The following is a 22,162-nucleotide window of genomic DNA, read 5'->3' as shown; positions in this document are numbered from 1 at the left end:
ACCAAACCTTATTGGCGGCAACAGCTAGCCCATACAAGTTCCCGCAAACTGTTTTGCAGGCCTTAGGTAAGCCGGTAGTTGATGGCGAAGGTGGATTGACTGCCTTGGCTCAAGCAACAAAAACTGCGGTGCCAAAGCAAGTTCAGACTTTATTTGACCGACCAATTCGCCACAAAACAGTCATTCAAGCTCAAGACATTCAAAAACAAATTGAAACAGCCTTAAGTGAGTAATCAGTAATATCGATCTAAGTTTTTTTCAGAGAAGGAGAAATTTTTATCATGGTAGCAAAGCAAGCGTATAATGTTGCAGTTCTTGGAGCAACGGGGGCCGTTGGTCGTCGGATTTTGGACCAATTGGCTAAGTCAACAATTCCCTTTGACCAAGTAAAGGCCTTAGCCTCCGCTCGGTCTGCCGGTCAAACGGTACCATTTAAAGATGGTGAGCTAACAGTTGAAGAAGCCACGGAAGATTCATTTGCTGGAGTTGATATTGTTTTAGCTTCAGCCGGTGGTTCGACTTCAAAAGCCTTGGCACCCGCAGCCGTAAAGGCAGGGGCCGTTGTGGTTGATAACTCTTCATACTGGCGGATGAACGATAATGTCCCATTGGTTGTTCCTGAGGTTAACTCAGCAGCCTTGAAGGACCATCAAGGTATTATTGCTAACCCGAACTGTTCAACTATTCAGTTGGTAGTTGCTTTAAACCTAGTTTTTGAAAAGTTTGGTTTGAAGCAGGTCATTATTTCAACTTATCAAGCTGCTTCTGGAGCAGGTAAGGCTGCAATGGATGAAGTCTTGGCAGAAGCCCAAGCTCGTCTCTTGGGCGAAGATATGGCTGATTTAGCCCATGTTTTGCCAGTTAAGGGTGATAAGAAACATTATCCATTAGCCTTTAACCTTTTGCCTCAAATCGATGTTTTCGAAGAAGAGGGCTATACTCATGAAGAATACAAGATGATTCATGAGACGAAGAAGATCATCTTGGGTGATAAGAACGCTAAGGACATTAAGGTTACGGGTACGGCCGTTCGAGTACCGGTTATGATTGGCCACGGTGAAAGTGTTTATATCGAGACTGGTGATGAAAACGCAACCGCTGATCAAATTCGTGCCATCCTGGCCGATGCCGATCAAGTAGTCTTACAAGACGATCCAGCAACACAAACATACCCACAACCAATTTTAGCTGAGGGCCGTCGCGAAACCTTTGTTGGTCGAATTCGACCTGACTTGGAAAATCCAGGAGCTTTCCACCTTTGGGTTGTTTCTGATAACTTGTTGAAGGGTGCCGCTTGGAACACAGTTGAAATTGCTGAACGGTTGGTTGATATGGACCTTGTCCGTGTTCCTGACCAAAGTACTTTTGCCTAAGCTAAAGTCATTTTATTTTAAAACGGACTACCATGTGGTAGCCCGTTTTTTAGTGGGAATAATTTCAAATAAAAAGCCTGACAATGATTTGTCAGGCCTGGCTAAAGTAATGTTAATAAATGGCGTCACGATAAAGAGAAACGACTTTTCCAAGAATGGAAACTGAACTGAGAATGATGGGGGGCATTGTATCATTTTCGGGTTGAAGACGGTAGTGGCCACCTTCTTTAAAGAACCGCTTGACGGTTGCTTCGTTATCTTCATTCATTGCAACAACGATATCACCGTTATCGGCATTTTGTTGGCGACGGACAATGACCTTATCGCCGTCAAGGATGCCAATGTTAATCATTGATTCACCACGGACATTTAACATGAACAAATCACCATCGTAAGGAATCAAGTCTTCAGGAATGGGGAAGAATTCAGTAGCCTGTTGTTCAACTGCTAAGATAGGTTGTCCAGCAGTCACTAGACCGAGCACTGGTATTTTTCCAGCGGTTGCTGAAATGCCGAGGATTTCAAAGCCTTGAGGTGTAACCTCGATTGCTCGAGCTTTCGTTCCTTCGCCCTTTTTTTCTAAGTACCCATGCTTAATTAAGCGGGCAATATGACCATGGATGGTCGACGAAGAAGACAAACCGACTGCTTCACCAATTTCACGGATAGTGGGTGGGAACCCATTTTTCCCTTGGTAGTCGTGAATGAATCTGAGAACTTGAATTTGTTTTGAATCAGAACTGGCCATATGTACTTTCCTACCTGTCATTGCTACGTTTATCTTAGCGAATTTTCATTTAAAAAGCAAACAAATGTTCGCAACATTTTTCAAGAAAAGTCAAAGTTTGAAAGGATAGTGTCATAATGTTTAAGAAAAGGGGATAAGCGAATGAAAAACTGAAGTTTTGTCCGGTTTTCCACCGTTTTGTGAAAAAGTTACTGCCTAGACTGGCTTTATGTTATAATCATTTATAGATTTTACGTAACCAAAGGAGACCACAATGGTTGTATTAGTTGGAATTTTGGCCTTGGTTGTAGGCCTTGCGGGTGGATTTTTCCTTGCTCGCTACACAATGAAGTCATACTTGGCAAAGAACCCACCAATTTCAGAAGAAATGATGAAGTCAATGATGATGTCAATGGGACAGAAGCCTTCACAAAAGAAGTTGAACCAAATGATGGCTCAAATGAAGGCCCAAAGTGCTAAAGGACAAAAAAAATAAGCCGTTTGGCTTATTTTTTTTGCTGTTTTGGATCAACATAAACCCAGTTAGGGTTAATTTCCTTATCCAATGCATCAAATGAAGCTTGGATTTTTTCATTATATTCCGCAATCTTTTCATCCGTTAGTCGAGCCTTAGGATCGATGATGATTGGTTCACCAAAACTAATTGTGGTATTATTGCGTTTGAAAAGGTGTGAAAACTTCACAGGTCCTTGATAAACGGCTGGCACGATTGGCTTTTTCGAGAGCTTAGCAATCAAGATTGACCCTGACTTTAGGCTTTGAGAATGGCGTGATCCGGTTGGAAACATAATCAGTGATCGGTTTCCATTCTTCAATTCATTAATGGGGTACTTAATCGTATCAGTGCCGACGTTTTTCCGGTCAACTGGAAAGGCACCAAGGGTCTCGATTAGTATTCGCATGGCAGGATTCTTGAACAGTTCCTTTTTAGCCATGAAAATAAATTTCTTTGGGTAAGAAGCCATGGCATACCAAACGGGATCCCACCAAGTACGGTGAGGGCCAACTAAGACGAAGTTATCATCCTTTGGCAAGCGGTCCTTATGAAGGTACGTGACACGGCCGTTGATTAGGCCGACAAAACTAACAACGAAAACACGGATAAAGCGATAGAATAGCATCTGCTTGTCCCTTTCTTATTACTTAACGAACTAATTTTACTTACTTTAATTGAAAAAGGCAACTAAGAGAAATGACAGACGCACAATTACGGGTCGGCGAACGAATCGACGGCCTCCCTTCGCAACAAATTAAAATTATCCAAAACCCCGATATGTTTTCCTATTCATTAGATGCTGTTTTGCTGGCTTACTTTGCCAAACCCAAGCAACGGGGGCGGGGATTATCAGTGGACTTAGGTGCTGGAACAGGTGCAATCGGTCTTTTTTACGCGGCCAAGACAACGGGCACGGTTAAATTAGTTGAGTTGCAGAAAGACCTGGCCGAGATGGCCGCACGATCGGTCGCTTTGAACGATTTGAACGACCGGGTCTCCGTTTTAAATTCAGATATGCAAGAAATTTTTGACGAAATTAAACCTGGATCGGTTGATACTGTTTTGTCGAACCCACCGTACTTTTCGGTCAACGAAACCACAAAGCAAAATCTTGATGAACATTACCAACTAGCCCGTCATGAAATTGCCATTGATTTACCACGGTTGGCCCAGGTTGCTAACAAGCTCTTAAAAAATAATGGTAAGTTTTACCTAGTCCACCGGCCAGATCGGTTGAACGATATTATGGCAGCCCTAGCTGCTCGTAAGTTGGAAATCAAGCGTATCCAATTTGTCTATGGCAAAGAGGGACGTGAGGCCAATATGGTTTTGGTCGAAGCCATTAAGGGTGGTCGGCCAGGTGGGGTGCGGATTTTGCCACCAATTATTGCTTATACGGACAATGATGACTATACGGACCAAGTCCAGGAAATCTTGTATGGGTCTGCTTGGCAGGATTAAAAGGAAAGAAAAATGACGGCAGAAAATGAAAAAACTTATGATTTCTACGTCCTGTACACGGCTGATGGCTACTTTTATGGTGGCTTTTCAGATGATGCTCACCGTCGCTTTCTAACTCATCAGGCTGGTAAGGGTGCGAAGTTTACCAGGGTTAAATCCCGCCACCCCTTACAGTTGATTTACCAGGAAACATTTGCGACAAAGCATGATGCCTTATCGGCCGAGGCCACTTTTAAACATTTGACTCGCAAGGCAAAAGAAGATTTTTTGGTCGACCACGCTGTTAATCCGAAAATTTGGTCTAAGTGAGGGCGAACAATGTTAATTTTGATTTGACCATGCTAAAATGGACCTAGAATAATTAAGGTGGTGACATCAATGACGACATTTGAAATGAGCCAGATTGTCGGCCGGCAGGTAAGTTATGCTGATTTTGACCAAAAAGCAGGACTAGTGTCTGTTATTGGGAATTACTACCATTACGCTCTGTCAGATGGTGCAGTAATCCGACCTGAAGAGAAATATCAAGTGTCGGCAGTTGCTGGTAACGTTTTGACAATTACCCCTCTATAAAGGATGGAACAATGATTTTAATCCCATTTATCATCGTCATAGTCGCTTTGAGTTTTCGGATTGTGCCACAAAACTGCGTTGGCCTTTTGGAAACGCTAGGTAAGTATTCAACGACCCGTCAGACGGGGTTGAACTTCCGTTTGCCATTGATTCAAAAAATCCGGGTCGTTTCTTTGGCCTTGCAACCACTTAAGTTGGCCGGATATTCAGTTATCACAAAAGATAACGCTGATATCGGTGCAACGGTTACTTTGAACTTCCACATCACTGACCCAGTCAAGTATTCCTATGAAAATACGAATTCTATCGAATCAATGCAACAATTGGTTCGAGGCCACTTGCGTGATATCATCGGTCGGATGGATTTGAACCAAGCTTTGGGTTCAACTAGCCAAATTAACAAGGACCTCGCCACTGCAATTGGTGATTTAACGAATACCTACGGTATTAATGTTGACCGAATCAACATTGATGAATTAAAGCCTAGTGCTGCCATTCAAGCCTCAATGGATACGCAATTAAAGGCTGACCGGGAACGAGTTGCTGCGATTTCACAAGCTCAAGGTGAGGCAAAGTCAATTGAACTTCGAGCCCAAGCCAATAACGAAGCTTTGATTGCCACAGCGACAGCTAATGCCCAGGCAACTAAGACCCGGGCCGATGCTGAAAGCTATCGAATTGATAAAGTTCAAGCAGCTTTGAAGAATGCTGACCAAAACTACTTTAATAACCAATCAATCAACGCTTTTGAGGCCTTAGCTAATTCGGATACCAACTTAGTTGTTACGAATGGTCAAGATTTAGACCAAACCGGACAAAACGCTGTTTTGGCCAAGATGTTGGGTCGAGAACTAAAAGATTAAATACTAATCACCACCATGGTAAAAATCATGGCGGTGATTTTTAATTTGAAGGGGCTGGACTGGGGTTATTGAAGTAAAAAAGACTTGCAATTCCATACTAGCTCGAGTAAAATGATATCTGTTGTGAGAACAACAAAAATACACACGGTAAACGAGAACGCACAGGTGCATTTATTTGTCAGTGCGGACCAAGAATTTACCGGAGGTTTAACCTAGGAGGCCAATAATGGCAGTTATTACAATGAAGGAACTCCTCGAAGCAGGAGTTCACTTTGGACATCAAACACGTCGTTGGAACCCAAAGATGGCACCATTCATCTTTACGGAACGTAACGGCATTCACATCATCGACTTGCAAAAGACTGTTAAGTTGATCGATGAAGCTTACAACTTTATCCGTAACGCATCTGCTGATGGCGCTAACATCTTGTTTGTTGGTACTAAGAAGCAAGCATCTGACGCAATCGCTGAAGAAGCTACTCGTGCCGGTCAATTCTACATCAACCACCGTTGGTTGGGTGGAACTTTGACTAACTGGAACACTATCAAGACTCGTGTTAAGCGTTTGAAGGACTTGAAGGCTATGGCCGAAGACGGTACTTTCGAACAACTTCCTAAGAAGGAAGTTGTGTTGTTGAACAAGCAACGCGAAAAGTTGGAAAAGTTCTTGGGCGGAATCGAAGACATGAAGGACTTGCCTGATGTCTTGTTCGTAGTTGACCCTAAGAAGGAAGAAATCGCTGTTAAGGAAGCCAACATGCTCAACATCCCTGTTGTAGCTATGATTGACACTAACGCCGATCCTGATGATGTTGACGTTAAGATTCCTGCAAACGATGACGCTATTCGTGCCATCCGTTTGATCACTGCTAAGATGGCTGATGCCGTTATCGAAGGCCGTCAAGGTCAAGATAACGTTGCTGAAGATGCTTTCATCGAAGGTGACGAACAAACAGAATCAATCGAAGAAATCACTACTATTGTTGAAAAAGACAACTAAACTAACTTAGTTAGTTGGATGATTTGCCGTTCCGGTGGACCTTGCTTGGGACGCTGGACGGCTTTTTTCTATATTATTGGTATTACTATTAAAGTAAGAATTTAAAGGAGCATTTGCAATGGCTGTTACTGCAAAGATGGTTAAGGAATTACGTGACAAGACATCAGTTGGAATGATGGATGCTAAGAAGGCTTTGGTTGAAGCTGAAGGCGACATCGAAAAGGCAATTGATTTGTTGCGTGAAAAGGGAATGGCAAAGGCCGCTAAGAAGGGTGACCGTGTTGCTGCTGAAGGAATGACTTACGTTATGACTGAAGGCGACAAGGCTGCCATCATCGAATTGAACTCAGAAACTGATTTCGTGGCTGGAAACAAGGAATTTAACGATTTGCTTGTTACTGTTGCTAAGACAATCTTGGATGCCCAACCTGCTGATGTTGAAGCAGCCTTGGCATTGCCAGTTGCTGGTGAAGAAGGTCGGACTTTGAACGACAAGATCATCAACGTTTCACAAATCACTGGTGAAAAGATTACTTTGCGTCGTTTCGCAACTGCTGACAAGTCAGCTGATGAAGTCTTTGGCGCATACTCACACATGGGTGGTTCAATCTCAGCTTTGGCTGTTTTGACTGGTTCAGATGCTGATGCAGCTCGTGACGTCGCAATGCACATCGCTGCCATTGCACCACAATTCGTTTCTGATGCAGAAGTTCCTGCTGATGTTATCGCCAAGGAAAAGGAAGTTCAATTGGCTTCTGAAGACTTGAATGGTAAGCCTGACAACATCAAGGAAAAGATGGTTGAAGGACGTATCAAGAAGTTCTTGGCTGACATCACTTTGTTGGACCAAGACTTTGTTAAGAACGGTGACTTGAAGGTTGCTGAATTCGTTAAGCAAAACGGCATGACAATTAAGTCATTTGTTCGCTACCAAGTTGGTGAAGGTATCGAAAAGCAAACGACTAACTTGGCCGAAGAAGTTGCTAAGCAAATCAATAACTAAGTTTTATCAGAGTGTCCATCAATTTGGACACTTTTTTTATGAAATGAACTCTTATTTGCTATGTTATAATAGATGCGATAAGAAAGAGGAGAACCATGACGGATACTAAATATAAACGTGTACTGATGAAGCTTTCTGGTGAAGCTTTGGCAGGAGATAAGGGTCAAGGAATTGACCTCGACACTGTGGCTCAAATTGCTCAAGAAATCAAAACGGTTCATGATATGGGCACTCAAATCGCCATCGTTGTTGGTGGTGGAAACCTATGGCGGGGCGAACCTGCTTCACGAGTTGGGATGGAACGGTCACGAGCTGACTATACTGGCATGCTCGGTACAACCATGAATGCCTTGGTTTTGCAGGATGCCTTGGAACGTGCCGGTGTCGATACTCGCGTTCAAACTGCTATTACGATGCAACAAATTGCCGAACCATATATTCGTGGTCGGGCAATCCGCCACCTTGAAAAGGGCCGGATTGTAATTTTTGCTGCCGGTGTCGGCTCACCATACTTCTCAACAGACACGACTGCCGCTTTGCGCGCCAATGAAATCAATGCGGATGCAATTTTGATGGCCAAAAACGGTGTTGATGGTGTCTATGATGATGATCCTCGGACAAACCCAAATGCAACGAAGTTTGAAACTTTGACCCACTTGGATATTTTGAAGAAGGGCTTGAAGGTCATGGATTCAACGGCCTCATCACTTTCGATGGAAAATAACATGCCCCTGGTTGTCTTTAACTTGAACCAACCTGGTAATATCCAACGTGTTATCCAAGGTGAAGCAATCGGAACGACTGTGACAGGAGAAAAGTAATGGCTTTTGATTTTAATAGTACAAAAGAACGAATGAAGGGTGCCCAAGATGCATTGCGCCGTGAATTAGCAGAAATCCGGACTGGCCGGGCCAACCCCCGAATTTTGGACCGTGTTCAAGTGGAATATTACGGTTCAATGGTCCCATTGAACCAAGTGGCTTCAATCTCAGTTCCTGAAGCACGGATGTTGTTGATTACACCCTTCGACAAGAATGCTTTGGAAGCAATTGTGACTGCAATTAACGTTTCAGATTTGGGCTTAAACCCAGCTTCTGATGGAAATATCGTTCGTTTGGCAATTCCACAAATGACGGAAGAACGTCGTAAGGAATTGGCTAAGGAAGTGAAAGCCGAAGCCGAAAAGTCAAAGGTTGCCGTTCGTAACGTTCGTCGTGATGCCATGGATGCTATCAAAAAGGCTGATGACATGACGGAAGACGAAGTACGTGAAGCTGAAGAACAAGCACAAAAGTTGACGGATGAAAATACAAAGGCCATCGATACAATTGCTGCTGAAAAAGAAGCGGAATTGTTGAAAATCTAATTTCTTGGTCTTGACCTTTTTTAAGAAATTCGGCATAATATGTTTAGATTAAATCAAGGCTTTGACCCGGTTTGGCACCCGGCGAGCTGAGAACTGTGAAAGTGTCAAAGAACTTATTGTTCTTTGGAAATCAGGTGGAACCGCGCGTGAGCGTCCTGATGTCAAATTTTTTTGGCATTAGGATTGCTGACCGCGGTTTTTTTGTCGGAAGGGAGAGATGATGGCAAAGTTAACGTATCACCTTGAATCAGAAACGGTCTTAGTTCTGAATGAAGATGGCAAAGCCGGTGACACTCTTGATTTGAAGGATGAACAGCAAGTCGATGTGAGTCAATTAGGTCAGGCTGTTCAAAGTGCTTTTTCTGAGAAAATTGCCCAAGAAAAATTAGCTTGGGAAGAAAACCAGAAAAAATTAGTCCAAGCACAATTAGACCAAGAGAAGCAAAAGGCTACTTTTGATTTAGAGAAGGCTAGGCAGGCTGAAAAAGACCAAGCTCAAGCGGATAAGAACCAATTGCAAGAGCAGTTGACTGAGTTAAAGCGACAGCTGGACAAGGTTCAAAGTCAAGCCGACCTTGATTTGGAAAAAGCTAAACGAGCTGAAAAAGACCAGGCTCAAGCTGAAAAGGCTCAACTTCTAGAAGAATTAGCGACCTTGAAATCCGATTTGGTAGCTACCAAAAAACAACAGGAATCAGAGGCAGCCCTGGCCTTAGCCCAACAAAAGGAAAAACTGCAGGCTGACTACCAGCGGGAAAAGGATGCCGCACAGACCACCCAAGTCGAACTTGAAAAACAATTGGCGGATTTGAATAACCAAGTACAAAATCAAGACCGCGACAAGCAGCTCGCTTTGACTCAAGTTAAGACCGAGTATGAAGGGCAGCTGAAATTAGCACAGGAACAAGTTGAATTGTATAAGGACTTTAAGGCCAAACAGTCGACTAAAGAAATTGGAGAAAGCCTGGAAGTTTATGCCCACCAGGAATTTGATAAGATTCGACCCTATGCTTTTCCAAATGCCTACTTTGAAAAAGATAACGAAGTTTCGAAGGAGTCGGGGTCAAAGGGTGACTTTATTTTCCGAGATTATCAAGATGGGGTAGAATTCATTTCCATCATGTTTGATATGAAAAACGAAGCTGATGCCACCGAGAAAAAACACCGTAATGAAGATTTCTTCAAGGAACTTGATAAAGACCGGCGCGAAAAGGGAACGGAATACGCTGTCTTAGTTTCCTTATTAGAAGCTGATAATGACCTGTATAATACCGGAATTGTTCAAATTCATGATTATGAAAAAATGTATGTTATTCGGCCTCAGTTCTTTGTTCAGTTTATTGGACTTTTACGCAATGCAGCCTTGAATTCTGTGCAGTATAAAAAAGAGTTGGAAGTTGAACGTAACCAAAATATTGATATTACGAATTTTGAAAATAATATTAATGACTTCAAGGAAAAGTTTGCTAAAAACTATACATCCTACTCAAATAATTTTCAAAAAGCAATTGAACAAATTGATCGAACCATCAGTCAGATGGAAAATATTAAAAAGAGTTTGACGACCTCAGAAAATCAAATTCGCTTAGCTAACAATAAACTTGAAGACTTAAAGGTTGACCGACTGACGAAGGGCAATCCAACCATGCGGGCCAAGTTTGACGCCTTGCACGACGATTAGTCATCGGTTGTTAGGTTGGAATTACTAAAAAATAGAATTAAAGGAAAGAAACTCATGTCCAGTGAAAAGTTATCAGTACAAGACATTATTTTAACGTTGCAACAATTTTGGGCCGACAAGGGTGCTAACTTGATGCAAGCTTACGACAATGAAGTCGGAGCGGGAACGCAAAGCCCCTATACATTTTTGCGGGCTAATGGTCCAGAACCATGGCGAGCTGCTTATGTGCAACCATCACGGCGTCCAGCAGATGGACGTTATGGTGACAACCCAAACCGGTTGTTCCAACACCACCAATTCCAAGTAGTGATGAAGCCCTCACCAGACAACATTCAAGAGCTTTACTTAGCTTCTTTGGAAGCACTTGGAATCAAACCTCTTGAACACGATATCCGTTTCGTGGAAGATAACTGGGAAAACCCTTCAATGGGTGCTGCCGGGATTGGTTGGGAAGTTTGGCTTGATGGAATGGAAGTGACTCAATTCACTTACTTCCAGCAAGTTGGTGGAATCGAAGTCGATTCTGTGACTTCTGAAATTACTTACGGTTTGGAACGATTAGCTTCTTATATCCAAGATGTGCCAACAGTCTATGACCTCGAATGGGGCCATGGCGTTTTGTACGGCGATATCTTTAAGGAGCCAGAATACGAGCACTCAAAGTACGCTTTTGAAGAATCAAATCAAGAAATGCTTTTGCAGCATTTTGATGATTTTGAAAAAGAAGCTCAGCATAACTTGGCCCTTGGTTTAGTTCATCCAGCCTACGACTATATTTTGAAGTCATCTCATACCTTTAACTTGCTAGATGCCCGTGGAACAGTTTCTGTTACCGAACGTGCGGGTTACTTGCACCGCATTCGGACAATGGCTCGCCAGGTTTCAAAGGTCTTTATTGAAGAACGAGCTAAGCTTGGTTTCCCATTATTGAAGGATGAAGAATTGCGCGAAAAATACTTAGGCCCAAAGGGTAAGTACGCCAAGAAGGAGGAGCAAGACTAATGGCAGACTTTATTTTAGAAATTGGCTTGGAAGAAATGCCAGCCCACTTGGTAACCAGTTCAGAGAAGCAATTAGTGGACCGGGTTAGTGATTTCCTAGCTACTCACCGTTTGGCTTACCAAGCAATTAAGCCATTTTCAACGCCACGCCGTTTGGCTGTTGAATTGACTGGTTTGGCTGCCGGGTCAGAGGCCGTTCAAGAGGAGAAGCGTGGTCCTAGTGTTGATCGTGCTAAGGATGATAATGGTGATTGGTCAAAGGCGGCCCAAGGATTTGCCCGTGGTCAAAAGACAACCCCTGAAGCTTTAGTTGAAAAGGATGGTTACCTTTGGGCTAAGACTGAAATTGCTGGTGTTCCGGCAGCTGAAATCTTAAGCCATTTGGGCGAAGAAGTTGTTGAAAAGATGACTTTTTCAACCTACATGAAGTGGGGAAACCACAGTTTCTCTTATATCCGGCCAATTCGTTGGTTAGTGGCTTTGTTGGACGAAGACGTTGTTGATTTTACCGTCTTGGATGTTCAAACTGGCCGGACAACTCGTGGTCACCGTTTCTTGTCAAATGCAGACGTGACGGTGGGTGACGCCCAATCTTACGAAGCAACTTTGGCAGATGCCTTTGTGATGGCCGATGCTGATAAGCGCAAGGCGACAATCACTGACCAATTGGAAACGATTGCTCGCGACCAAAAGTGGGGACTTGACCTGTCAACCGACCAAGCCCAGGACCTTTTGGAAGAGGTCAATAATATTGTGGAATGGCCAACGGCCTTCGCCGGTAACTTTGCCGACAAGTACTTGGCCTTGCCTAAGGAAGTTTTGATCACTTCAATGCGTGACCATCAGCGCTTCTTCTTTGTAACCAACGAAGAGGGCGAATTGTTGCCACACTTCTTATCAGTTCGAAATGGAAATGCCGAAAACATTGACAACGTGATTGCTGGAAATGAAAAGGTCTTGGTTGCTCGATTGGAAGATGCGGTCTTCTTCTACCAAGAAGACCAACAGAAGTCGATTGACGACTATATGGACCGAGTTAAGAAATTGGTCTTCCATGAAAAGATTGGAACGGTTTACGAACACATGGTTCGTGTCCGTGAATTGGCAGGTGAACTTGGTCAGGCTTTGGACTTATCATATGATGAATTATCAGATTTGAACCGAGCTACTGAAATTTATAAGTTCGATTTGATGACTGGGATGGTTGGTGAATTTGACGAATTGCAAGGTGTGATGGGTGAACATTATGCCAAGCTCTTTGGTGAAAATGATGTCGTTGCTCAAGCCATTGTGGAGCACTACATGCCAACTTCGGCAACCGGTTCTGTAGCTGAGTCAAAGGTTGGGGCTGTATTGGCCATTGCCGATAAGTTGGATTCCATCGTGACCTTCTTCGCGGCCGATTTGATTCCTTCCGGAGCCAACGACCCTTATGGATTGCGTCGAGCAGCGACTGGTGTTGTTCGGACCTTGGAAGCCCACGACTGGCATTTGAATCTGTTGGATGTTTTGACAAAATTCAAGGCCTTGAATTCCGAGACTGCTGATGCTGACTTGAATCAAATTATTGCTTTCTTGACGGACAGAGTTCGTAAGTTGGCTGCCGATGATGGTATCCGTTCAGATATCGTAACTGCTGGAACGGCTGATGTTACGACCGGCGACTTTGTCTATGTGGCTGACCGGACTAATGTTTTGGCTCAACACAGCCAAGATGATGATTTCCGTGATGTCATGGAAGCTCTCTCTCGAGTTAGTCGCTTAGCCGCTAAGGAAACAGTTGATACACCAGTCAAGGCTGATCTTTTGGAAAACGACCAAGAAAAGGCTTTGTTTGCTGCAACTCAAAATTTGAACTTAGCTGATTTGGAAGGGCAGGGGGCAGAAGCCTTGTACCAAGCCTTGGCTAAATTGCAAAATGTGATTGCTGATTACTTTGACCATACCATGGTTAATGACGATAATAAGGCAGTTAAGAAGAACCGCTATGCTCAATTAAATGCTTTGAATACTTTGATTTCGGGCTTGGGTGATATCGAACAAATCGTTATAAAATAAGCATACTTATAAGTCTACTATATAAATAATCACTAAAAGGACAATCTTTTTTAAGGTTTTCCTTTTAAATATTTCTAGGATATAGTGTAAGTTTAGTACGGGCTTTAAGTAATCAAGTTGATTTTTGCTTTATCAAAATAAAAATATTGTCGGCAAATCCTTGATTTACTTTGTTTCAGCGACCTTTTTCCTGTAAAATAAAGTTAACTAACTACTTTAAAAAAGCAGGAAAACAATGGCAGATTTAACATTAGCAGAACTAAAAGAACGACAAAAACATATCCGTAATTTTTCAATTGTCGCCCATATTGATCATGGAAAGTCGACGATTGCCGACCGAATCTTGGAGCAGACGCAGACGGTTGCTGAACGTGATATGCAAAACCAGTTGCTCGATACCATGGAATTGGAGCGGGAACGTGGGATTACCATCAAGCTGAATGCTGTTGAAGTCCACTATCAGGCCAATGATGGCGAAAACTATATTTTCCACTTGATTGATACACCGGGGCACGTTGATTTTTCTTATGAAGTATCTCGCTCGCTGGCCGCTGCTGAAGGTGCCATCCTAGTTGTCGATGCTGCCCAGGGAGTCGAAGCACAGACGTTAGCTAACGTTTACCTGGCTATTGAAAATGACTTGGAAATTTTGCCAGTCATCAACAAGATTGATTTGCCGGCTGCTGATCCGGAAATGGTCAAAGGTGAAATTGAAGACTTAATTGGTCTCGATGCATCAGACGCGGTTTTGGTTTCGGCCAAACAGGGGATTGGTATTCCAGCCTTATTGGAACGGATAGTTTCTGACTTTCCGGCACCAGATGGTGATTTGGAAGCACCTTTACGTGCTTTAATTTTTGATTCACAATATGATGCTTATCGTGGCGTTGTGGTCAATATTCGTGTTCGCGAGGGTGTTGTCCGACCTGGTGATAAGGTTCGCATGATGAATACTGGGGCGGAATATGAGGTCACAGAAGTTGGGGTGATGTCACCTAACGCTCAAAAGCGCGATTACTTGATGGCTGGTGATGTTGGCTATTTGACGGCTTCGATTAAAGATATTCAGACAACTCATTCTGGTGATACGGTGACCCTTGTATCCAACCCGGCCACCGAACCATTGGCTGGTTATCAACCGATGACGCCGATGGTTTACTCTGGTCTTTACCCATCTGATAACGCCAAGTATGGCGACCTTCGAGAAGCATTGGAAAAATTGCAACTCAACGATGCCGCCCTGACCTTTGAACCCGAAACTTCTCAGGCTCTTGGTTTTGGATACCGAGTTGGTTTCCTTGGTCTCTTACACATGGATGTAATCCAGGAACGGTTGGAACGGGAGTTCGACTTGGACTTGGTTACAACGGCCCCATCTGTTACCTATCAGGTTACGACTGTGGATGATGAAGTCTTGATGATTGAAAACCCATCTGAATTACCTGAGCCACAGCAAATCAAAGAAATCCAAGAACCTTTCATTTACGGACAGATTATGGTGCCTAACGAATACGTTGGTGCCGTGATGGAACTGGCTCAACGTAAACGCGGTGAGTTTGACACCATGGAATACTTGGATGAAAACCGGGTTAATGTTAAGTATTACCTACCATTGTCGGAAGTTATCTTTAATTTCTTTGACAAATTAAAGTCTTCAACTCGTGGCTATGCTTCTTTGGATTATGAATTGTCAGGCTATCGGAAGGCTGACCTGGTTAAAATCGACATCTTATTGAATTCAGAAAAGGTCGATGCACTTTCCTTTATCGTTCACCGTGACTTTGCGGCCGAACGAGGACGGGTCATTACATCTAAATTGAAAGAAATTATTCCGCGTCAAAACTTCGAAATTCCAGTTCAGGCTGCCATTGGTAATAAGATTTTAGCTCGGACTAATATTAAGGCCTATCGGAAGGATGTTACCTCTAAGATTCATACGGGTGACCCAGACCGTCGGGCTAAGCTGCTCGATAAGCAAAAGCGCGGTAAGGCTCGGATGAAGTCAGTGGGAACGGTAACGGTGCCACAAGAAGCCTTTATGGCCGTTTTGCAAACTGATGATGATGAAAAGTATGCTCGCGGTAACTAATGATCAAAGCAATTCTTTTTTATTTGTTTGAAAAAATAGGGGCCTAAGTTTAAAATAATCCTAATAACCATTTTAAGGAGAGCGATTGATGTCTTTAAAAAATGTTTTTCAAAATCTTGTTGGCCGCTTCCGACCACGGATGTCAGCGGTCGGAATTGTTCGAAATGTTTCCTTAGATTCGAATGATGCCTTTATTGAACGGCAAGTCCCCAAGCCCCGGCCAGCTGCAGACGAGGTACTCGTTCGTGTTCTAGCTTCTGCTGTTAATCCGGTCGATACAAAAATGCGGGCTGGTTACCAGGATGAAGGCGTTTTTCGTGTCTTTGGTCTGGATGTTGTTGGGATTGTCGAGGCAGTTGGTAAAGACGTCGATGCTTTCTACGCTGGTGACCGTGTTTTTTACTCAGGTACTCAGCGCCAAGATGGGGCCGACGCAACCTATCAGGTTGTTAAGGCGGCTTTAATTGCCAATGCACCCAAGAAATTAAATAATATTGATACTGCGGCGATGCCATTGACCTCAATCACTGCCCATGATGTCTTGTTCCATGGCTTTAATTTACCAATGATTGAGGGGATTGGTGCTGGCCAATCTGTCTTAATTATTAATGGGGCCGGCGGTGTTGGTTCGGTTTTGATTCAAATGGCCAAATACCTTGGGTTAACGGTCATTGCTACAGCTGGTAATGAAGAGTCCAAGTATTGGGTCCATGACCTCGGGGCTGATTTTGTTTTAGATTACCATGAAGATCTTGTTCAGCAGCTGGCTGCGGTGGGTTATCCCAAAGTTGACTATATCGCTAACTTGCAAGATACTACTGGTTACTGGGATTTGATGGTTGATGTGATTGCGCCATATGGTAAAATTGCTGCGATTGTTGATACAACATTGCCAGTTGACTTAGGTGATTTAAAGAGTAAAGCGGTTTCCTTTACTTGGGTCTTTATGCTGGCCCGTGGTAATGAAAACTACAATTTGGAAGAACAAGGACAAATTCTTCAAAAGGTTGCTGAGCTCCTAGACGCTGGCTACATCCGTTCAACTGCTACTAAGGTTTATCGAGGCCTCACAGCCAATAATATTCGTTTGGCTAACCAGGACGTTGCTAGCCACCATGTGATGGGTAAGGTCGTAATTGATTTTCTAGCGGATGAAGAGGAAGAAGATTCAATTGAGATCGAACCAGCCAAGGTTGAAGTAGTCTCAGCCGATTAACGGTATTAGCTAAAATCCAAAAATAACAGAACTAGTTTGACCGGTGGCAGACTTGCCGCCGGTTTTTATTTGACTGAAGGAAAATAAGATGGAAGTATATCAAAAAATAGTTTGGCAGGTGCCGGTGGAAGCGCAAGATATCGCTGTAGCCACCTTGGTAGAATTAGGGGCTGATGGTGTTGAACTTGGTCTCAATGCAAATAATCAACCAACAGTCACAATTTACGAAAATCAAATTGAGGGTTGGGAAAATAAGATTCAAACCTATACCATTGGGATGGGTATTTTGGCGGAACAAGGCCTAGAAATCAATCCAGCTCCAATTGTTCAAGAACGACTTGAATCGTCGAGCTGGGAAAATGAGTGGAAGAATTATTATCATGCAGCCCGAGTAACAAATCATTTTACAGTTGTACCGGCCTGGGAAGACTATCAAAAGGCCCAAAATCAAGAACTCTTAATCGTCATGGATCCAGACCAAGCCTTTGGCACGGGAACTCATCCGACAACTGCTTTGATGCTCCAAGCCCTTGAAGCTGTTGTTCGTGGTGGTGAAAAGACAATTGATGTTGGGACAGGGTCTGGAGTTTTAGCCGTGGCTGCTAAACACCTAGGTGTTGGCGACCTATTGGCAACCGATATTGATGAGGCGGCGGTTGTAACTGCTCAAGCTAACTTAGATTTAAATCCTGTCGCAAAGGATGTTGAAGTGATTGCCTCAGATTTGATGGCCGATGTTGATCCGACCTGGTCTGATAGCGATTTGATCATGGCTAACATCTTAGCTGATGTCATTACGCCCTTAATCCCTCAGGTTTATCCTTTGTTAAAGAGTGGAGGCTACTTCTTGGTTTCCGGTATTTATGATGACGTTAAAGCAGACGTAGCCCAAGCCCTAAGCGACCAAGGGTTAACGATTATTCAAGAACTGAACCAGGGCACCTGGCATGCTTTTATTAGCCAAAAGCCGGTCGATAACTTAGCTATTTAATAATTAATTTGAGGAAGAAAATATGCATCGTTATTTTTTAAACGAAGAAATTAATCAAAATTTTATCTTGGCGGCTGATAATGAAAATTATCATCACTTGGCCAGAGTTTTGCGGGCTAAAGTTGGGACAAAAGCTGAGTTCGTTGCTAGTAACCAACGCTTGGTTGTTGGCCAGGTTAGTTCACTAACTGATGCAGAAGCCCAGATTGAGGTGATAGAGGACCTCGACCAACAGGTTGAATTGCCGGTAGCAGTGACAATTGTTGTTTCACCAGTCAAAAATGACCGGACGGATTGGCTCGTACAAAAGGCAACTGAGCTTGGGGTTAGTCGAATTATCTTAGCCAAGATGGAACGGACGGTTGTTGACTGGGGTAAACAAAATGAAAAACGGTTAACCCGACTCAATAAAATTGCTAAAAATGCCGCAGAGCAATCACATCGCTTGTTGATTCCGTCGATTGAGTTAACGACTTGGCAAGAGGTTTTAGCTTTGACGAAAAATCAAGGAATTGTTGCTTGGGAAGAATCAGCCAAGCAGGGGGAAACAGCCACTTTGGTTGAAGTAGCCCAAGGAACAATGATGGGTGATAACTTTGTAGCTGTTTTTGGCCCTGAAGGTGGTTTGTCAGAAAAGGAAATTTCTGAACTGGCTGCGGCAGATTACAGACCAGCAGGACTAGGTCCACGAATTTTGCGGGCTGAAACTGCACCGTTGTACCTTTTAGCCGGATTATCAACTTTATTGGAACTTCAACAATCTGGTAACAAAGATATCAATACAGGAAAATGACTTGCCCAGTAATAATTAAACCCGTATAATTGAATTTATCTATTTTACTTTGAATGAGGTTTTTCATGCTTAACTCGCTGAATAAAGCCCGGCAGACAGCTTGGTTTTATAACTTAATCCTAATGATCGTTGTGACAATTTTGTTGCCTTTTATGGCTGATCACTCCGACTGGTCTGATACAACTGAAGTAGTGGGACTTTACTTTGTCTTGAATGGCCTCTTTGCTCTTTATTTTGGCTATCAAATTCGTGTTAAAGGTCTGCGTTTTTATTGGATTTTTGCACAAGGTCTACTCTTTGCACTTGTAACAACGGGTATCGGAGGCTGGGTTAATGAGGAATATGGTTACTATCTAGCTGTCTTTTACCTTGTCCTAACCATTTTTACTTTTTGGACAGATACTCGGTCTGACCCAGACGAAAACATGCAGCCGATTGATGGCGGTTTGAAAAACCTATAAAGCATTTTGATAAAACGCCCAAAAGAGGGCGTTTTTTTGTTATGATATTAGCAGGATATTTTATACTTTTGACCCACTTGGAGGACGAATTCTTGATCACCGTTGCAGATATGACATTTTCATTTTCTGGTAAGAAGCTTTACCAGGACGTTAACTTAAAATTGGTACCCGGCCACACTTACGGGATTATTGGAGCTAATGGCGCTGGAAAATCAACTTTTTTGAAGTTGCTGCAAGGTGAATTGGAACCAACTGAAGGAACGATTAACATCAGTCAAAACGACCGAATGTCATCACTCCAGCAAGATCACTTTGCCTTTGATGATTTTACCGTAATGGATACGGTTATTCAGGGACATGAGCGACTTCACCAAGTCAAGACAGAGATGGATGCTATTTATGCTAAGCCTGATTTTTCTGATGAAGACGGTGTTCGCGTTGGTGATTTGTCAGCTGAATTTGAAGAATTGGATGGCTGGAATGCCGAAGCTGAAGCCGCTCAATTATTGACGAAGTTAGGTATTGATGACTCAATGCAACAAAGCCTAATGGGTGAATTGACTGAAAATGACAAGGTTAAGGTCTTGTTGGCCCAAGCTTTGTTTGGTAACCCTGATATCTTGGTTTTGGATGAACCAACCAACGGTTTGGATGCCCAAACTATCGGCTGGTTGGAAGATTTCTTGGCTGACTTTGATAACCTTGTCATTGTCGTTTCCCACGATCGTCACTTCTTGAACGTTGTTTCAACCAACATCTTGGATGTTGATTTTGGTAAGATTACGTCATTCGTTGGAAACTACGACTTCTGGCGTGAATCAGCCGAATTGGCTCAACGTTTGGCCTCACAACAAAACTCTAAAAAAGAAGAACAAATTAAGCAATTGCAAGAATTCGTGGCGCGTTTCTCTGCCAACGCTTCAAAGTCTAAGCAGGCGACAGCCCGTAAGAAGCAATTGGAAAAGATTACCCTTGATGATATTAAGCCATCTTCACGTAAGTACCCATACATTAACTTCCCACTTAACCGTGAACTAGGGAATGATTTGGTTCGAGTTGAAGGCGTTTCAAAAACCATTGACGGTGAAAAGGTTTTGGATAACATTACCTTTACTGGTCGTCCTGGCGACAAGTTGGCGATCTTGTCTCGGTCAGATTTGGCAACGACAACTTTGATGCAAATCATGGCCGGCACGATGGAACCTGATGAAGGAACCGTTACTTGGGGTGTGACAACCACTCAATCATACTTGGCTAAGGATTTGAATGATAACTTCGAAGACCAAGAAATGGTTATCTTGGATTGGTTGCGTGATTACGCTGAAGAAGAACAAAAGGACAACACATCTCTCCGTGGGATGTTGGGTCAAATGCTCTTTAAGGGTGATGACTCCTTGAAGCAAATCAAGGTTTTGTCTGGAGGCGAAAAAGTTCGAATTGTCTTGTCAAAGTTGATGCTTTTGAAGGCCAACGTCTTGTTGCTAGATGACCCAACCAATCACTTGGATTTGGAATCAATTCAGTCATTGAACGATGCTGTCGCTGACTTTAAGGGTTCTGTGATTATGACTTCTCACGATCACGAGTTCTTGGAAACGACTGCCAACCACATTGTTGAAGTTTCAGCCAATGGTGTTGTTGACCGTTTGGACACAACTTATGATGACTTTATTACTTCTGACAGTATCCAAGCCAAGGTTAAGGCTTTGTACGAATAAGAAGACTTAAAAGATAAAAAAAGAAGCGCTTTTGGGCGCTTTTTTGCTTAAATGCAGTTTGGAGGAGACAGCGATGACTGTTGGTATTGATAAGATTGGTTTTTACACGCCAGGGTTAGCTTTGGACCTGGTTGAATTGGCTCAGGTCCGGGGTGATGAGCCTGATAAGTATACGATTGGGATTGGTCAATCAGTCCAAACAATCGTGCCAAATTATGAAGATGTCGTGACGATGGGCGTCAATGCTGCTCAAAAAATCTTAACGGATGCTGACCGTGAACAAATCGAAATGGTCGTCTTTGCCACGGAATCTGGGGTCGATAATTCCAAGTCCGCAGCTGTTTTTGCCCAAAAACTTTTGGGGCTTTCACCCTTTATTCGTACGATTGAGATGAAGCAAGCTTGTTACGCCGGAACCTATGGGCTGATGCAGGCCCGCGATTTTGTTGCTTTGCATCCTGGGAAAAAAGTCTTGGTGATTGCGGCGGATATCGCCCGTTATGGTCTAGCAACCCCGGGTGAAGTGACCCAAGGAGCGGGGGCAGTCGCAATGGTTGTTTCTGACGACCCGGCCATTGCCGAAATCGCAACCGATTCTGTTTATATGAGTCGTGATGTGGCTGATTTCTGGCGACCAATCGACTCGACAACTGCTCTAGTTGATGGACACCTCTCGACAGACGTCTACAAGGAAATGTTCTTAACGCTCTGGCAACGCTACCAAGACCAGACTGGGATGAAGTTGTCTGATTTGGCTGGTTTTGCCTTTCATTTGCCTTATACCAAGATGGGCAAGAAGGCCTTGGACCAAATCATGGACCAAGTCGATGCGGACGGTCAAGCATTTCTACGAGCCCAGCTCGCTGCTTCGCAAGTTTATAACCGCCAGGTGGGAAATCTTTATACTGGTTCAGTTTACTTGGCTCTACTTTCTTTGCTGAAAGAGGGTGACTTGCAGACTGGCCAACGATTAGGGGTCTTTTCATATGGGTCGGGGGCCGAGGCGGAACTATTTTCGCTTAAATTGTCTGACGGCTTTGACCAAGTGGTGGCTCAGCAGGACGTTGCAGGAATGTTAGCCCATCGTCAGATGGTCAGTGTTGCAGAATATGAAGAAATCTTTAATTCTCAACTCTTTGATTCAGCCGTTGATTCACAGTCACAAGCACCAGCTGGAACCGGCCTATGCCAGTTCCTTGGTTGGCAAAGTGGCGAACGCCAGTACCGAATTGGTTAAAGGCATATATTAACTATAAATGGCTTGAAAAGTT

The 22,162-nt window shown here is 43.4% G+C and carries 22 protein-coding genes and 1 pseudogene; 21 read left to right on the top strand and 2 right to left on the bottom strand.

The window, feature by feature from the left end:
* Together AOQ29_RS08290 and AOQ29_RS06915 are read left to right on the top strand one after the other, a co-directional pair.
* Positions 1-233, top strand: a pseudogene (locus AOQ29_RS08290) (threonine synthase); the annotation flags it as partial.
* 48 nt (positions 234-281) lie between these two features.
* The gene (locus AOQ29_RS06915; RefSeq protein WP_061993746.1) at positions 282-1,373 is read left to right on the top strand and encodes an aspartate-semialdehyde dehydrogenase; all 1,092 of its coding nucleotides are present in this window, start codon (positions 282-284) and stop codon (positions 1,371-1,373) included.
* Positions 1,374-1,485: 112 nt separating this feature from the next.
* On the opposite strand, the gene lexA is transcribed toward AOQ29_RS06915, so the two are convergent.
* Entirely contained in the window at positions 1,486-2,121 is a 636-nt protein-coding gene (lexA, locus tag AOQ29_RS06910; protein WP_061993745.1) for a transcriptional repressor LexA, read from the bottom strand.
* Positions 2,122-2,374: 253 nt separating this feature from the next.
* Here lexA and AOQ29_RS06905 point away from each other — a divergent pair, with 253 nt between their 5' ends.
* Positions 2,375-2,596 carry a YneF family protein gene (locus AOQ29_RS06905; RefSeq protein ID WP_061993744.1) on the top strand — a complete coding sequence of 74 codons (222 nt, stop codon included), beginning with the start codon at positions 2,375-2,377 and terminating at the stop codon, positions 2,594-2,596.
* Between the two features lie 10 nt (positions 2,597-2,606).
* Here AOQ29_RS06905 and AOQ29_RS06900 read toward each other — a convergent pair whose 3' ends face one another.
* Positions 2,607-3,242 carry a lysophospholipid acyltransferase family protein gene (locus tag AOQ29_RS06900; protein ID WP_061993743.1) on the bottom strand — a complete coding sequence of 212 codons (636 nt, stop codon included), beginning with the start codon at positions 3,240-3,242 and terminating at the stop codon, positions 2,607-2,609.
* 71 nt (positions 3,243-3,313) lie between these two features.
* On the opposite strand from AOQ29_RS06900, the gene AOQ29_RS06895 reads away from it, so the two are divergent.
* The 18 genes from AOQ29_RS06895 to AOQ29_RS06810 all read left to right on the top strand — a co-directional run bounded on the left by AOQ29_RS06895 (position 3,314) and on the right by AOQ29_RS06810 (position 22,128).
* Positions 3,314-4,078, top strand: coding sequence for a tRNA1(Val) (adenine(37)-N6)-methyltransferase (locus tag AOQ29_RS06895; RefSeq protein ID WP_061993742.1), 765 nt, complete (start codon positions 3,314-3,316; stop codon positions 4,076-4,078).
* Between the two features lie 12 nt (positions 4,079-4,090).
* Positions 4,091-4,387, top strand: coding sequence for a GIY-YIG nuclease family protein (locus AOQ29_RS06890; protein ID WP_061993741.1), 297 nt, complete (start codon positions 4,091-4,093; stop codon positions 4,385-4,387).
* A gap of 69 nt (positions 4,388-4,456) precedes the next feature.
* Entirely contained in the window at positions 4,457-4,651 is a 195-nt protein-coding gene (locus AOQ29_RS06885) for a hypothetical protein (RefSeq protein WP_061993740.1), read from the top strand.
* Positions 4,652-4,662: 11 nt separating this feature from the next.
* Positions 4,663-5,514 carry an SPFH domain-containing protein gene (locus tag AOQ29_RS06880; RefSeq protein WP_061993739.1) on the top strand — a complete coding sequence of 284 codons (852 nt, stop codon included), beginning with the start codon at positions 4,663-4,665 and terminating at the stop codon, positions 5,512-5,514.
* A 226-nt stretch (positions 5,515-5,740) separates the two neighbouring features.
* Positions 5,741-6,514, top strand: a complete 774-nt coding sequence (gene rpsB, locus AOQ29_RS06875; RefSeq protein WP_061993738.1) for a 30S ribosomal protein S2 — start codon at positions 5,741-5,743, stop codon at positions 6,512-6,514.
* A 118-nt stretch (positions 6,515-6,632) separates the two neighbouring features.
* On the top strand, positions 6,633-7,517 hold the full coding sequence (tsf, locus tag AOQ29_RS06870) for a translation elongation factor Ts (RefSeq protein ID WP_061993737.1): 885 nt from the start codon (positions 6,633-6,635) through the stop codon (positions 7,515-7,517).
* Between the two features lie 95 nt (positions 7,518-7,612).
* Positions 7,613-8,338 (top strand): UMP kinase, encoded by a 726-nt coding sequence (gene pyrH / locus AOQ29_RS06865; RefSeq protein ID WP_061993736.1) that lies wholly within the window; start codon positions 7,613-7,615, stop codon positions 8,336-8,338.
* Positions 8,338-8,883, top strand: coding sequence for a ribosome recycling factor (gene frr / locus AOQ29_RS06860; protein WP_061993735.1), 546 nt, complete (start codon positions 8,338-8,340; stop codon positions 8,881-8,883). The genes pyrH and frr overlap by 1 nt, the downstream gene beginning before the upstream one ends.
* A gap of 220 nt (positions 8,884-9,103) precedes the next feature.
* Positions 9,104-10,564, top strand: coding sequence for a DUF2130 domain-containing protein (locus tag AOQ29_RS06855; protein ID WP_061993734.1), 1,461 nt, complete (start codon positions 9,104-9,106; stop codon positions 10,562-10,564).
* Between the two features lie 54 nt (positions 10,565-10,618).
* Positions 10,619-11,566: a glycine--tRNA ligase subunit alpha gene (gene glyQ / locus AOQ29_RS06850; protein WP_061993733.1), complete on the top strand. Its 948-nt coding sequence runs from the start codon at positions 10,619-10,621 to the stop codon at positions 11,564-11,566.
* Positions 11,566-13,623 carry a glycine--tRNA ligase subunit beta gene (gene glyS, locus AOQ29_RS06845; protein ID WP_061993732.1) on the top strand — a complete coding sequence of 686 codons (2,058 nt, stop codon included), beginning with the start codon at positions 11,566-11,568 and terminating at the stop codon, positions 13,621-13,623. The genes glyQ and glyS overlap by 1 nt, the downstream gene beginning before the upstream one ends.
* Before the next feature lie 235 nt (positions 13,624-13,858).
* Positions 13,859-15,712, top strand: coding sequence for a translation elongation factor 4 (gene lepA, locus AOQ29_RS06840; RefSeq protein WP_061993731.1), 1,854 nt, complete (start codon positions 13,859-13,861; stop codon positions 15,710-15,712).
* A gap of 88 nt (positions 15,713-15,800) precedes the next feature.
* Positions 15,801-16,928: a zinc-binding alcohol dehydrogenase family protein gene (locus tag AOQ29_RS06835; RefSeq protein WP_061993730.1), complete on the top strand. Its 1,128-nt coding sequence runs from the start codon at positions 15,801-15,803 to the stop codon at positions 16,926-16,928.
* 88 nt (positions 16,929-17,016) lie between these two features.
* Positions 17,017-17,919 (top strand): 50S ribosomal protein L11 methyltransferase, encoded by a 903-nt coding sequence (gene prmA / locus AOQ29_RS06830; RefSeq protein WP_061993729.1) that lies wholly within the window; start codon positions 17,017-17,019, stop codon positions 17,917-17,919.
* 22 nt (positions 17,920-17,941) lie between these two features.
* On the top strand, positions 17,942-18,712 hold the full coding sequence (locus tag AOQ29_RS06825; RefSeq protein ID WP_061993728.1) for an RsmE family RNA methyltransferase: 771 nt from the start codon (positions 17,942-17,944) through the stop codon (positions 18,710-18,712).
* Between the two features lie 65 nt (positions 18,713-18,777).
* On the top strand, positions 18,778-19,173 hold the full coding sequence (locus AOQ29_RS06820) for a hypothetical protein (protein WP_061993727.1): 396 nt from the start codon (positions 18,778-18,780) through the stop codon (positions 19,171-19,173).
* A gap of 92 nt (positions 19,174-19,265) precedes the next feature.
* A complete protein-coding gene (locus AOQ29_RS06815; RefSeq protein WP_061993750.1) occupies positions 19,266-20,891 on the top strand; it encodes an ABC-F family ATP-binding cassette domain-containing protein in 1,626 nt (541 codons plus the stop codon).
* A gap of 73 nt (positions 20,892-20,964) precedes the next feature.
* On the top strand, positions 20,965-22,128 hold the full coding sequence (locus AOQ29_RS06810; protein WP_061993726.1) for a hydroxymethylglutaryl-CoA synthase: 1,164 nt from the start codon (positions 20,965-20,967) through the stop codon (positions 22,126-22,128).
* Positions 22,129-22,162: the final 34 nt, after the last annotated feature.

The organism is Fructobacillus ficulneus (genome assembly GCF_001047075.2).
In the GTDB taxonomy this organism is placed as follows: Bacteria; Bacillota; Bacilli; order Lactobacillales; family Lactobacillaceae; genus Fructobacillus; species Fructobacillus ficulneus.
The sequence above is the reverse complement of the archived record's forward strand: the minus strand, read 5'-3'. Positions and strand labels throughout refer to the sequence as shown.